Origin of the sequence: Nonomuraea sp. CA-141351 (assembly GCF_050944675.1) — a bacterium.
Classification (GTDB): Bacteria; Actinomycetota; Actinomycetes; order Streptosporangiales; family Streptosporangiaceae; genus Nonomuraea.
In genome coordinates, this window is record NZ_CP191982.1 from 11,314,973 (window position 1) to 11,326,793 (window position 11,821).

Annotated in this window: 8 protein-coding genes and 2 pseudogenes; 4 read left to right on the plus strand and 6 right to left on the minus strand. The window is 72.5% G+C overall.

Annotated elements, in window-relative coordinates; all coding sequences use genetic code 11:
* Positions 1-107: 107 nt before the first annotated feature.
* Positions 108-809: a hemerythrin domain-containing protein gene (locus tag ACQPWU_RS53250; protein ID WP_433434602.1), complete on the plus strand. Its 702-nt coding sequence runs from the start codon at positions 108-110 to the stop codon at positions 807-809.
* On the opposite strand, the gene ACQPWU_RS53255 is transcribed toward ACQPWU_RS53250, so the two are convergent.
* The 3 genes and pseudogenes from ACQPWU_RS53255 to ACQPWU_RS53265 all read right to left on the minus strand — a co-directional run bounded on the left by ACQPWU_RS53255 (position 794) and on the right by ACQPWU_RS53265 (position 5,311).
* On the minus strand, positions 794-4,039 hold the full coding sequence (locus ACQPWU_RS53255) for a BTAD domain-containing putative transcriptional regulator (RefSeq protein WP_433434604.1): 3,246 nt from the start codon (positions 4,037-4,039) through the stop codon (positions 794-796). The two genes, ACQPWU_RS53250 and ACQPWU_RS53255, sit on opposite strands and share 16 nt — an antisense overlap.
* A 259-nt stretch (positions 4,040-4,298) precedes the next feature.
* Positions 4,299-4,500: pseudogene (locus ACQPWU_RS53260) on the minus strand (IS256 family transposase); the annotation flags it as partial.
* A 388-nt stretch (positions 4,501-4,888) separates the two neighbouring features.
* The gene (locus ACQPWU_RS53265) at positions 4,889-5,311 is read right to left on the minus strand and encodes a DUF6292 family protein (protein WP_433434605.1); all 423 of its coding nucleotides are present in this window, start codon (positions 5,309-5,311) and stop codon (positions 4,889-4,891) included.
* A 139-nt stretch (positions 5,312-5,450) separates the two neighbouring features.
* Here ACQPWU_RS53265 and ACQPWU_RS53270 point away from each other — a divergent pair, with 139 nt between their 5' ends.
* Positions 5,451-5,576, plus strand: coding sequence for a hypothetical protein (locus ACQPWU_RS53270; RefSeq protein ID WP_360683574.1), 126 nt, complete (start codon positions 5,451-5,453; stop codon positions 5,574-5,576).
* Between the two features lie 10 nt (positions 5,577-5,586).
* Positions 5,587-6,021 (plus strand): hypothetical protein, encoded by a 435-nt coding sequence (locus tag ACQPWU_RS53275; RefSeq protein WP_360683577.1) that lies wholly within the window; start codon positions 5,587-5,589, stop codon positions 6,019-6,021.
* Between the two features lie 14 nt (positions 6,022-6,035).
* Here ACQPWU_RS53275 and ACQPWU_RS53280 read toward each other — a convergent pair whose 3' ends face one another.
* Together ACQPWU_RS53280 and ACQPWU_RS53285 are read right to left on the minus strand one after the other, a co-directional pair.
* A complete protein-coding gene (locus tag ACQPWU_RS53280; protein WP_433434608.1) occupies positions 6,036-7,175 on the minus strand; it encodes a cystathionine gamma-synthase in 1,140 nt (379 codons plus the stop codon).
* Between the two features lie 123 nt (positions 7,176-7,298).
* Positions 7,299-7,487 (minus strand): hypothetical protein, encoded by a 189-nt coding sequence (locus tag ACQPWU_RS53285; RefSeq protein ID WP_433434610.1) that lies wholly within the window; start codon positions 7,485-7,487, stop codon positions 7,299-7,301.
* Between the two features lie 512 nt (positions 7,488-7,999).
* On the opposite strand from ACQPWU_RS53285, the pseudogene ACQPWU_RS53290 reads away from it, so the two are divergent.
* Positions 8,000-8,701: pseudogene (locus tag ACQPWU_RS53290) on the plus strand (sensor histidine kinase); the annotation flags it as partial.
* Here ACQPWU_RS53290 and ACQPWU_RS53295 read toward each other — a convergent pair.
* On the minus strand, positions 8,624-11,806 hold the full coding sequence (locus ACQPWU_RS53295) for a BTAD domain-containing putative transcriptional regulator (protein WP_433434612.1): 3,183 nt from the start codon (positions 11,804-11,806) through the stop codon (positions 8,624-8,626). The pseudogene ACQPWU_RS53290 and the gene ACQPWU_RS53295 sit on opposite strands and share 78 nt — an antisense overlap.
* Between the last annotated feature and the right edge of the window lie 15 nt (positions 11,807-11,821).

An 11,821-nucleotide genomic window follows, 5' to 3' on the forward strand; every position in this document is an offset into this window, starting at 1 on the left:
ACGCTAATGACGGTGTCTTGGGCCGTTCTTGGAGCCGATCTTCCAGAACCGCCCAAGACCGGGAGGCCACGATGACGGCACCGTGACAAACCGGAAGGAGCCCGACCATGCGCACCGCCTCCCACCCGAACCTGCCGCAGATCACGCTGCCCGGCCAGGCCGCCGCCGCGCCGGGGCCGCTCGACATGACCAACATGTACCTGGCGCACTACGGCTTCCGCCGCGACCTCGGCCACCTGATCACCGCGATCGGCCGGGTCCGCCTCGGCGACCGCCGGCGCATCACCGCCCTGCGCGAGCACCACGCGTGGGTGCTGTTCGTGCTGCACCACCACCACACCGCCGAGGACGAGACCGTCTGGCCGCGGCTGCGGGAGCGGGCACCGCAGGCGATCGGGACGATCGACGCGCTGGAGGCCGAGCACGAGGCCTGCGACCACTGGATCCGCGAGAGCACGGAGGCCTTCCAGGCGTTCGACGCCGGCCCGTCCGAGCAGCGGCGCGAGCGGCTCATGGCCGCCCTGCGCGCGCTGGCCGACACCCTCGGCGCGCACCTGGCGCACGAGGAGACCGACGGGATCCCGCTGATGATGGCCTACATCACGCCGGAGGAGGACGCGGAGGGGCACAAGGCGATCATGAAGCAGTACGGTCTCCGCAAGCTGATCACGCTGCTCGGCTGGATCACGTCCGAGCTGCCCGCCGAGGTCGAGGCCCACCTGCGCAGGACCTCGCCCAGGCCGCTGATGCTGCTCAACACCCTGGCCGGCGGCCGCTACCGGCGGCGCGCGGCCTACCTGTGGGGGTGAGCCAGCTCCCGCTCCACGCCTTCGGCGTGCTCGGCGTGCCGCCGCGCCGCCTCGGCGTCGCCCAGTGCCCCGGCCAGCTGCGCCAGCGAACGGCTGACCGGCCACATCAGCATGCTCAGCCCGGCGATCCCCATGCGGTCGCCGTACGCGGACGCCTCCTCGTACAGGTCGGCGCAGGCCTGCCGGTCGCCCAGCCCCGCCCAGATCTCGCAGCGGACGACCAGCCAGAACAGGTAGACGAACGTGCGCGGGATCGGCGGTTGCCGCTCCCACGGCCCGAGCACCTGCCGCGCCTCCTCCAGCCGGCCGCTGACCATCAGGTAGTGGGCGAGCCCGTCCCGGTTGAAGTGGTCGAGTTGCTCGTGCGAGATGTCCTGCGGCGGCGGCACCGCGTCCGCCGCCCCGCGGCGCAGGCGCATGAGCGCGACCTGGTACGTGGCGCCGGCCGTGGTGGTCTCCGCACCCCACATCGAGGTGGCGCGCTGCTCGGCGGCGGTGGCCGCGAGCAGCGACTCGGCCGCCTCCAGGTCGCCACGGTTGACGAGGAGGCCCAGCCGCAGCCAGGCCAGGATGATGCGCAGGTACGGCATGTGCGTACGTCCGATCAGCCGCTCCGCCTCGGCCAGCGCGTCCAGGGCCTCCGGCACCCGGCACAGCTCCAGCAGCGTGCCGCCCTGGCAGGTGACCCCGATCGTGCGCAGCTCGTCGTCGCCCGCCTCCAGCCCGGCGCGGGCCATCTCCTCCCCTGCCTCCAGCCGCTGACGCACCGAGTCGGGGTCGAGCATCGCGTAGTAGCGGGCGAACAGCACCCGGCCCAGCAGCGTCGCGTCGTTCTCCCGGCGGGCCAGCCGCGCCGCCTCGGCGCTCCACCGGTCCCGCTCCACGGGCTCGCACCCTGGCTGGTAGTACGCCTGGAGCGCCAGGCAGGCCAGCACCCGGGCCCGGGCCGACGGCTCCAGCCCTTCGTCGGCGGCCAGCTCCATCAGGTCCGCCAGCAGGTCGGCGTCGTAGTCGCCGTAGACCTTCCAGGGTTGCAGGATGCGGCCGCCGTACCCGGTCGCGGCCTCGATCCAGCGCCGCCGGTCGCCCTCCTGCTTGGCCAGGCGGCGGATCCGCGTCAGCTCGGCCTCCTGGCCCACCGAGTCGCCCGTCCCGAACCTGGCCTCGGCCAGCGCGAACAGCAGGTCCATCCGCTCGGCCGGGCCCAGCCCTGGATCGTCCTCGGCCACCCGGTCGGCCCGCTCCAGCAGCTCGACGGCCACGTCGTACGCGCGCAGCCGTTTGGCCTCCTCGGCCGCCCGCCACGCCGCCCGCCAGGCCCGCGCGGTGTGGCCCGCCGGAATCGCCTGCAACCAGTGGTGGGCGGCGGTGGCCAGCCGATCGGAGGCCGAGCCGCCGACACGTGACTCGGTCGCGGCGGCCACGGCGGCGTGCAGCCGGGCCCGCCGCAGCACCGGCACCACCTCGGTGAGCGCCTCCTGCACCAGCGCGTGCACGAACCGGAACCGGCCGGGCCGCCCCTCCGCGACCAGGGCGCCGGCCATGGCCGGCTCCAGCCGGTCCAGCGCCGCGTCCAGGTCGAGCCCGGCGGCCTCGGCCACGATCGTCACGTCGAACTCCCGCCCGGCCACCGCCGCCACCCGCAACAACTCGGTGGACGGCTCGGGCAGCCGGTTCACCCGGCCGAGCACGACGTCCCGCACGCCCAGCGGCAGCGTGCCGCGGCCCGGCGATCCGGCTTCGAGGTAACGCATCAGCTCCGTGACGAAGAACGGATTGCCGTTCGTGCGATCCCTGAGCGCCCACACGTCCGTACCCACCGGGGTCAGCTCGGCCAGGTCGGACGCCGAAAGGCCGGACAACGGCAGCCGCACCGCCTGCCGGCGCGACAGCGCCTCGAACGCCTCGGCCAGCGCGCCCTCCGGCGGCGGCCAGTCGCGTGCCGTGCCCACCACGGCCAGCCTGCCGTCCAGCACGTACTCGGCCAGGTAGCTCAGCAGCCGCAGCGAGGACCGGTCCGCCCAGTGCAGGTCGTCCAGCACCACCAGCACCGGCCGCTGGCCGGCGGTCAGCGCCCGTGCCGCCGCCCCGTAGGTGCGGAACCTCGCGCCCTCGGGGTCGGCCCCGGTCGCGGAGCCGACCCCGGGCAGATTCGCGCGCACGTCGGCGGGCAGTGGCGGCAGCGTGTCGGCCAGCCGCTCCAGCACCGTCACCCACGGCCAGAACGCCGGCGCGCCCTCCGTCGCCGCGCACCGCCCCACCGCGACCGTGAAACCTCTGGCACGGGCCCGGCTCACCAGCTCCTCGGCCAGCCGCGTCTTGCCGATCCCCGGCTCCCCGGTGATCAGCGAGAACCCCGTCCGCCCCGCCGCCGCCTCTTCCAGCAGCCCGTCCAGCGCGGCCAGCTCCTCCTGCCGGCCGGTGATCCCCCGCTCGGCCACCCGCGGCTCGGGCGGCGGTGGCGGCCGGTGGGGGAACAGCGCGGGCGATTGGTCGAGGATGTCGCGTTCCAGCGCGCGTAACTCCTCGCCCGGGTCGATGCCGAGCTCCTCGGCCAGGATCCGGCGGGCCGTACGCAGCGTCTCCAGGGCCTCACCCTGGCGTCCGCTCCGGTAGAGCGCCAGCGCCCGCAGCGCCCACAGCCGTTCGCGCAGGGGGTGCTCGCAGGTCAGGGCCTCCAGCTCACCCAGCAACTCGCCGTGGCGGTCCTGCCGGATGACCGCGCTCACCCGCAGCTCCCGGGCCCGCTCCCGGGCCTCGGTGAGCCGCGCCCGGACGGCGGTCACATACGCCTGATCGTCCAGTTCCTGGTACGGCTCGCCGCGCCACAGCGCCAGCGCCTCGCCCGCCAGCCGCTCCGCCTCGGCGGGCTCGGCCGCCTGCTCGGCCTGCCCGACCAGGCGCAGGAACCGCGTCGAGTCCACCTGCTCCGGATCGATCGCCAGCGTGTAACCCACCGGCCCGAACGTCAGCAACCGGCTCTGCGCCCTGGCCCGGCGACCGGGCTCCAGCAGGCGACGCAGGTTGGACACGTACGAGTGCAGCGACGCCATCGCCTCGGCCGGCGGCTCCTCGCCCCACAACCGGTCGATCAACGCACTCGGGGCCACCGGCCGGCCCTCCGCCAGCACCAGCGCGCTCACCAGCGCCCGCATCTTCAGCGAGCCGATCTGACACGACCGCCCGTCGTCGCCGACGACCTCCAGCGGGCCCAGCACACGGATGTCCACAGCGCTACCACTCTCACGAAGTCGCCTGATCTTACGACAAAGGGGGCTGGTGTGGTTCACTGCGGCGCCGGCTGCCGATCGTGGGCCCAGGAGCGTCCCCTGAGGTGCTCAGTTCGCGCCTGACTGGCGATCGGGGTGCTCCGCCTTCAGGGAGGGCGCCGGCGATGGTGAAGGTCGGCGCCGATCGCGGTGCGGGCGTTGGCTACGACCTGGGCGATCTGCCCAGCGGAGAAATAGTCAAGACCAGCGGATCAGCGTGTCAGGCGACTTGCTGATCACCTCCTGATTCGTCGGGTCGCTCGACGAGCTGGCCTCGCTCGAACCTCGCGCCGGCGCGGACGAGGGCGACCAGATGTGGCGCGTTGACCGTTCGCCAGCGGGCCTGGGCGGGTGGACTCGACCGGGTTGGTGGTGCGCAGATGCACCCACTGCTCCGCGGGATAGCGGGATAGTCGTAGAAGGCGGCGCCCTCACGCAGGATCTGGTCGATCAACGAGGAGGAGTCCGTCAGGGTACTGTCGCCGGCAGGCAGTTCGGGCACTACGTGAGCACGGGTGTGCCTTCCCGACCGACGTTGGCTCGTCGCCCTTATCTCGAAACCATGATCAGATGATTCGGGAAGGTACCCCCCTTCCCGTCAGATCCACAGGTTTCGATCATTGCTCCTGCCAGCGGCCCACCCTCCAACCGGTCAATCGCCTCGACCATGGGGAAGCCGGCCCACCACCGGGGGCTCGGGGTGGGGAAACCTCCGGCAAGGGGGCTCGGGGAAGCTTGACTCCCCGTAAGAGGAGCCCGGAGCCGGCTCTGCGCGTAGCGCCCCCATGTGGAGGCCCGTGCGGTTGAGGGTCAGGCGTCGATGAAGCGGGTGTAGAAGTCGAGGGCCACGTCGAAGCCGTCGCGGCAGTTGCGGTGGGAGCGGTAGCAGGGGCGCCAGGCCGAGCTGGCGCCGATTCCGGCCCTCGCGTCGTTGAGGGCCGAGGGTACGCGTTCCGGTTTGGGGAGGAGGCCGTGGCCCAGGTAGCGGATGCCGTTCAGCTCGGTGTGGGTGCCGCGGCCGCCCGAGACGAACGCGCCCAGGCGCCAGCCACTCTCCTCGTCCCACACCAGGGCGGTCCCGTCGGCGAGCCGGAGCGTGGCGTCGCGCGGGTCGCTGGGGCCCTCCCACCAGTCCGCCACCTCAGGTCCGAGTACGTCGATGACCTGCCGTACATAACTGGCCGGCTGCTGCAGCCACTCCTCGGTGTACGGCGCGACGTGCCTGATGGCCACGGATGGCACCCCCTTGTGCCCTGACGGCGAGAAGAAAAAGACAGTGAGCAACCTTACCCGCGCCGAACTTATTCCGTTGCACGGACGTCTAGTCATTACGGACGATATTTACGTCTGACACGGGGAAGGAGGGGTGCCCATGATAGCCACGGTTCTGCTGATCGTCCTGATGGTCGTCGCCGTCGCGACCACAGAGCTGATCATGCGGTGCTCCGAGAAGAGCAAAGAGAGTGTCGAGTCCCCCACCGAGATCACCGGCGACTAGTCTCAGCGGCATGTCGTCCCTGCTTCTCTGGCTGCACATCGGATTCGCGATCTTCACGATCGGCCCGGTCACCGCCGCGACGATGGCCGCGCCGCGCGTCATCCGCAACAAGAACGTGCCCACGCTGCAGTACATCCAGCGCATGACGAGGATCTACAGCCTCGGCACCCTGGGCGTGTTCGTGTTCGGGCTGGCGCTCGGCGCGGTGATCGGCGACGGGCTCCTCGGCAGGTGGTACATGACGGCTTCGATGACGCTGTTCATCGTGGCCGCGGTGCTGCTCGTCATCATCGACCGCGACCTGCGTACCGCCGTCCGGGCGCTCTCGAGCGAGAGCGCCGAGGACGACGCGAAGGTGCAGAACGGGCGGATCGCCGCGATCAGTGGGCTCTTGTCCGTGATCTGGCTGGTGATCCTGTTCCTGATGGTGGTCCCGACCGGCTGAGGGCCTTCGAACGCTTACGCGAGCGCCTGGGTGAGGTCCGCGAGCAGGTCGTCGATGGTCTCGATCCCCACCGACAGCCGCACCAGATCGCTGGGCACCTCCAGCGGCGACCCGGCCGCCGAGGCGTGCGTCATCCTGCCCGGATGCTCGATCAGCGACTCCACACCGCCCAGCGACTCGCCAAGCGTGAAGAGCTTCGCCCGGTTGCACACCTCCACGGCCTCCGCCTCGCCCCCGGCGACGCGGAACGACACCATGCCCCCGAACCGCCTCATCTGCTTGGCCGCCACCTCGTGCCCCGCGTGCTCGGCCAGCCCCGGGTAGAGCACCTCGGTCACCCGAGGGTGCGCCAGCAGCAGGTCGACGACGCGCTCGGCGTTGTCGCAGTGGCGGTCCATGCGTACGCCGAGTGTCTTGAGCCCGCGCAGCGTCAGCCACGCGTCGAACGGCCCCGCCACCGCCCCCATCGCGTTCTGGTGGTAGGCCAGCTCCTCCCCCAGCCCGCGATCGTTCGTGATCAGCGCCCCGCCGACCACGTCGGAGTGCCCGCCCACGTACTTGGTGGTCGAGTGGACGACGACGTCGGCCCCCAGAGACAGCGGCTGCTGCAGGTACGGCGACGCGAACGTGTTGTCGACGACCAGCAGCGCCCCGTTGTCGTGGGCCAGCTGTGCCAGCGCGGCGATGTCGGCGATGCCGAGCAGCGGGTTGGTGGGCGTCTCGACCCACACGATCTTCGTCTTCTGCGTCATCGCCGCCGCCACGGCGTCGAGGTCGTGCAGCGGGACCGGGTCGTAGTGCAGGTCCCAGCGCTCCTGGACCTTGGCGAACAGCCGGAACGTCCCGCCGTACGCGTCGTTCGGGATGATGACGTGGTCCTGCGGCTTGCACACCGCGCGCAGCAGGGTGTCCTCGGCGGCCAGCCCCGAGGCGAACGCCAGCCCGCGCACGCCGCCCTCCACCGCCGCCAGCGCCTCTTCGAGCGCCGTCCTGGTGGGGTTGGCCGAGCGGCTGTACTCATATCCGGAACGCAGGCCCCCGACACCGTCCTGCTTGTAGGTGGACGTCGCGTAGATCGGCGGCACGACCGCACCCGTTACCGGGTCGGGCTCCTGACCTGCGTGGATGGCCAGCGTCTCAAAACCGTTGCTCATACAGGCCACGTTAACGGACGTCGGCCCGCGATCCGTCCCCTCCGGATCGCGGGCCGCGCGCGGGGTGCCGTCCCCCAACGGCCCCGCGATGGCTCGCGCACCATGCCCGCGCGAGCCAGGTCGTCAGGCCGCCTGCGGCTCGTCGCGGTCCGGGCGGCGCTCGAGCCGTACGACATCCGCCTCGACGAACCGGCCGCTGCCGCCCTCCACGGCCTCCCCGTTGATGCGGGAGAGCAGCACTGGGTCGGCCAGTGCGAGCAGCACTCCGACCAGCAGCCCGACACCCAGCAGCACGAACCCGATGGCAACCATTTCCTGTCCCCTTCCGACACATCCAGCATCGGCGACGCCCCCTGGCCGCCGCCTCCGCTGAAGGATTGGTCTCTGGCGACCCGGCTCGGCCGAACGGTCGATACGAGATGTCCGACTTCCGGCCTAGGCTCAGGGCCGTGGGGGACACCAAGCGCATCGTGTACTGGATCCGCCGGCTGAGCGAGATCGCGATGATCGGCTGGCTGGCCATGATGCTGCTGCTCGACCTCGTGCTGGCCGTCGGCATCGGGAGCTTCCAGTGGCTGGTGCCCTTCTGCGGCGCGTGCGGGATCGCGGCCGTGGTGCTGCGGCGCAGGTACCGGATCGAAGGGTTCAGCGCCATGCTGGCCCTGTCTTTCGGCACGTCGATCGTGATCGGGAGCACCGGGCTCGCGGGCGCGCCCGGCATGGCGGAGACGGGGTCGCTGCTCATCCTGCTCATCGGCGTGCTGCGGCACGTGGAGCCGGTCCGGCGGGCGGCGGTGCTCGCATGCGTGGGGCTGATCGTGCTGATGGCCGAGGCCGTCGGCCGCGAATACCACAACGCTGGGCTGGCGTTCTCGTTCCTGCTGTTCGCGGGGTGGTCGACGGCTGCGGGGATCGGCGGCTACCTCCGCTTCCAGCAGGAGCGCCGCACCGAGGCCGTCCATTCGGTACGGCGGGCCGAACGGCTCGAGCTGGCCAGGGAGCTGCACGACCTGGTCGCCCACTACATCACGGGCATCGTGGTCCAGGCACAGGCCGCGCGAACGGTCGCCGAGACCAGCCCGGAGGCGGTCGCGCCCGCGCTCGACGCCATCGCCACGGCCGGTTCGGAGGCGCTGACCTCGATGCGGCGCATGGTCACGGTGCTGCGTACCGAGGACGACGCGGCCCGCAGGCCCGGCATCACGCTGGCCGACCTGCGGATCCTGACCGACCGGTTCTCCGCCGACGGGCCGAAGGTGGCGTTCGAGATCGGGCAGGGGCTGGACGATCACACGCTGCCGCCGGAGGTCATGACCACCCTGCACCGGGTGCTCCAGGAGGCGCTGACGAACGTGCGCAAGCACGCCTCCCACACCGCCTGGGTCGAATCGGACCTGCGGCGCCACGAGCAGACGGTGGTGCTGCGGGTGCGGAACTTCGGGGCCGCGTCAGACCCGCGGGTCTCGCGCCTCGGTGGCGGGTTCGGGCTGGTCGGGATGGCCGAGCGGGTGGAGGCTCTGGGCGGCAGGCTCTACGCGGGCCCCTCCGCCCAAGGCGCCTGGGAAGTGGTCGCCGAGTTCCCCCTCCCTTAGAGCATGCTCGAAGCCCTCCCCCAGAGCCCGCTCGAACGCCTCGCCGCCCAGGACGGCGCGCGATCTCCGGCCGATCCGCTCCACATCCAGCCGCTCGCCCGGCGGCAGGGGCGCCCCGACCGCGTCCCGGATGGCCGCGGCCGCCCCGATCAGCCTGGCCGCCACCACCGCGCCGTCACCTTGTGAGCGCGGGCCGGGGTCACCGTTGACGGGCGTCTCCAGCGACAGTGCCCCGGCCAGGCCCTCGAGTGCCAGCGCGATCGCGCGGGGGTCAGCGGTCGCCCGCGCGGCCTCGTACCCTTCGCGATGCCTGGCCAGCGCGGTCGCCGCGGCACCGCGCTGCTCGGCGGCGAAGCCCAGCTCCGCCATGATGAACGCGATCCCCGGCGTCCCCCGCACCCGCCGCAACCAGTCCAGCAGGGACAGCAGGTACGACTCCGCCTGCTCGTACCTGCCCTGCCGCCTGGCGCTCATGGCCAGGCCGAGTACGGCGTTCTCCTCGGCCGACTTGTACGACTGCTCGACCGCCACCCTCCTGGCGCGCTCGTGGTAGTCGTCGGCCCGCTCGTAGTCGCCCGACAACATCGCTATCCTGCCCAGGGCGGCCAGCTTGAACGACACCTCGAACCCCAGCTCCTCGGCCAGCCGCAGCGCCTCCTCACGCAGCCGGGCGGCCTTCGGGTAGTCCCCGCGGATCTCGGCCGCCCGGTCGAGCACGTCCATGGCCTCGATCTGCCCCCACTCGTCGCCCAGCTCCCTGAAGACCTCCAGGGCTCGCTCCCCGTCCCGCTCCATCGCCGCCAGGTCGCCGCGGCCGACGGCGAGCTTGCCGCGCAGGCAGAGCGCCGCCGCCACACCCCACCGATCGCCCAGCTCCTGGTACGCCGCCAGCGCCCGCTCGGCCGCCGCCTCGTGCGCCTGCCTGTCGCCGTAAGCCCACCGGACGTGGCTCAGGAACCAGTCGGCCAGCGCGGCACCCGCCGGATCGAGCTCGGCATGACGCACCGGCGAGGCCGGCTCACCGATCCGCATCTCGATACCAGTCAGCCACACCGACACCCGCGCCGCCTCAGCCGCCGTCGCGGAAGGTGCCGTCGCAGATGCCGCCGCGGCAGGCGTGGCGCGGGTGGACAGTGCCGCTGCCAGGGACCGGCGGGCCTCGCGGAGGCGTCCGCGCAGGAACCAGTACCAGGCGAGAGCGTCGACCAGGCGGAGCGGCTCCGGGCCTGCGAGGGCGAGCCGGAGGTTGGCGCTCTCGGCGTCGAGCCGGGCGAGCCACTCGCGCTGCCCCGGCCCCCTGAGGTCGGCCCGTTCCGCCAGCGCGGTGTAGTAGCGGGCGTGGCGCTCCCTGATCGCGTCGTGCTCGCCCGCCTCCCGAAGCCGCTCCACGCAGTACGCCGTCACGGACTCCAGCAGCCGGAAACGCGGCCCGGGCACACGCACGACCAGCGACCGGTCCACCAGCCTGGCCAGCGTGTCGAGAACGTCCACGCCGGGCTCGGCGCACACCTCCTCGGCCGCGTCCAGCGTGCACCCGTCAGCGTGTACGGCCAGCCGCCGCAGCACGACGCGCTCGGGACCGGAGAGCAGCTCCCAGCTCCAGTCGATCATCGCCCGGAGTGTGCGCTGCCTCGCGGGCGCGTCCCGCATTCCTGCACTGAGCAGCCTGAACCGGTCATCCAGCCGGTCCGCCAGCTCCTTCACCCCGAGGGCGCGTACACGGGTGGCTGCCAGCTCCAGCGCCAGCGGGATGCCGTCCAGCCGCCTGCAGATGGTGGCCACGGTCTCGCTCGGCCGGATGTCGGCCCTGGCCGTGAAGAGCCGTACGGCCTCGGGTTCGGGCAGGGGCGGCACCACGCGTACGTGCTCGCCCGTCACGCCCAGCGGCTCCTGGCTGGTGGCGAGCACGCGGAGCCCGGGGGCCGTCCGGAGCAGGGCGGAGACCAGCCCGGCCGCCTGAACCACCAGGTGTTCGCAGTTGTCGAGGACGAGCAGCATCCGCTTGCCCGCCAGCGCCCCGGCCAGCCTGGGCTCGAGCGCGACGGCGTCGTCGTCCCGGACGCCCAGCACGGCGGCGACCGCCTCCGCCACATCGATCGCCCCCGACAGTTCGACCAGCCACACCCCGTCGGGGAAGCCCGGTGCGCCCGGAGCGGCCGCCAGGGCGAGCCGGGTCTTGCCTACGCCGCCCGGCCCGGTGAGCGTCACCAGGCGGGAGGTGGACAGCAGCCCACGCACCTCGGCCAGTTCACCGTCGCGCCCGATCAGGTCGGTCAACGGCGCGGGCAGGTTCGTACGAAGCCCGGAAACGTCCCCAAGAGGCGTGAGCAGCCTCCGGTCCTGACGGAGGACGGCCTGGTGGAGCTCGGCCAGCGCGGGCGACGGGTCCAGCCCGAGCTCCTCCCCCAGCCGCCGCCGCAACTCGCCATAGGCGGCCAGGGCCTCGCTCTGCCGCCCGCCCCGATAGAGCGCCTTCATGTGCGAGGCGACCAGCCGTTCGCGCAGCGGGTGACGAGCCACCAGATCGCCCAGGTCCACGGGCTCGCCCAGCTCCAGCCGTACTTCCGCCTGCTCCTCCAGCGCCGCCAGGCGCGTCTCCTCCAGGCTCGCCGCCTCGGCGCGCACGAAGCCGGCGTCGGCGAAGTCGGCGTACGCGGGCCCGCGCCACAGCCCGAGAGCCTGGTCCAGCTCGGCAGCGCGCAGACGGAGATCGGGGGATCGCCGCTCCACGAGGGACCGGAAGCGCAGGGCGTCGGAGTCGGCAAAGGCCAGGCGGTACCCGGCGGGACCGTGCACGACCGAACGGGGGTCGCCGAGCGAGCGGCGGAGCTGGGAGACGCGGGCCTGGAGGGTGCCGGCCGGGTTGCGGCCGGGCCGGTCGCCCCAGAGATGCTCGATCAGCCGGTCGGCGGAGACCGGCCCGCCCCCGTGCGCCAGCAGGCCGGCCAGGAGCGCGCGCACCTTGGGCTCGGCCACCCGGACCGGCGACCCGTCCTCCGCCCAGACCTCCAGCGGCCCCAGCACCCCGAAACGCACCACGTCATGACCAACCCG

Coding starts and splice junctions, on each gene's coding strand:
- ACQPWU_RS53250 (WP_433434602.1), top strand. CDS start 108: ATGCGCACCGCCTCCCACCCGAACCTGCCGCAGATCACGCTGCCCGGC.
- ACQPWU_RS53270 (WP_360683574.1), top strand. CDS start 5,451: ATGATAGCCACGGTTCTGCTGATCGTCCTGATGGTCGTCGCCGTCGCG.
- ACQPWU_RS53275 (WP_360683577.1), top strand. CDS start 5,587: ATGTCGTCCCTGCTTCTCTGGCTGCACATCGGATTCGCGATCTTCACG.
- ACQPWU_RS53280 (WP_433434608.1), bottom strand. CDS start 7,175: ATGAGCAACGGTTTTGAGACGCTGGCCATCCACGCAGGTCAGGAGCCC.
- ACQPWU_RS53285 (WP_433434610.1), bottom strand. CDS start 7,487: ATGGTTGCCATCGGGTTCGTGCTGCTGGGTGTCGGGCTGCTGGTCGGA.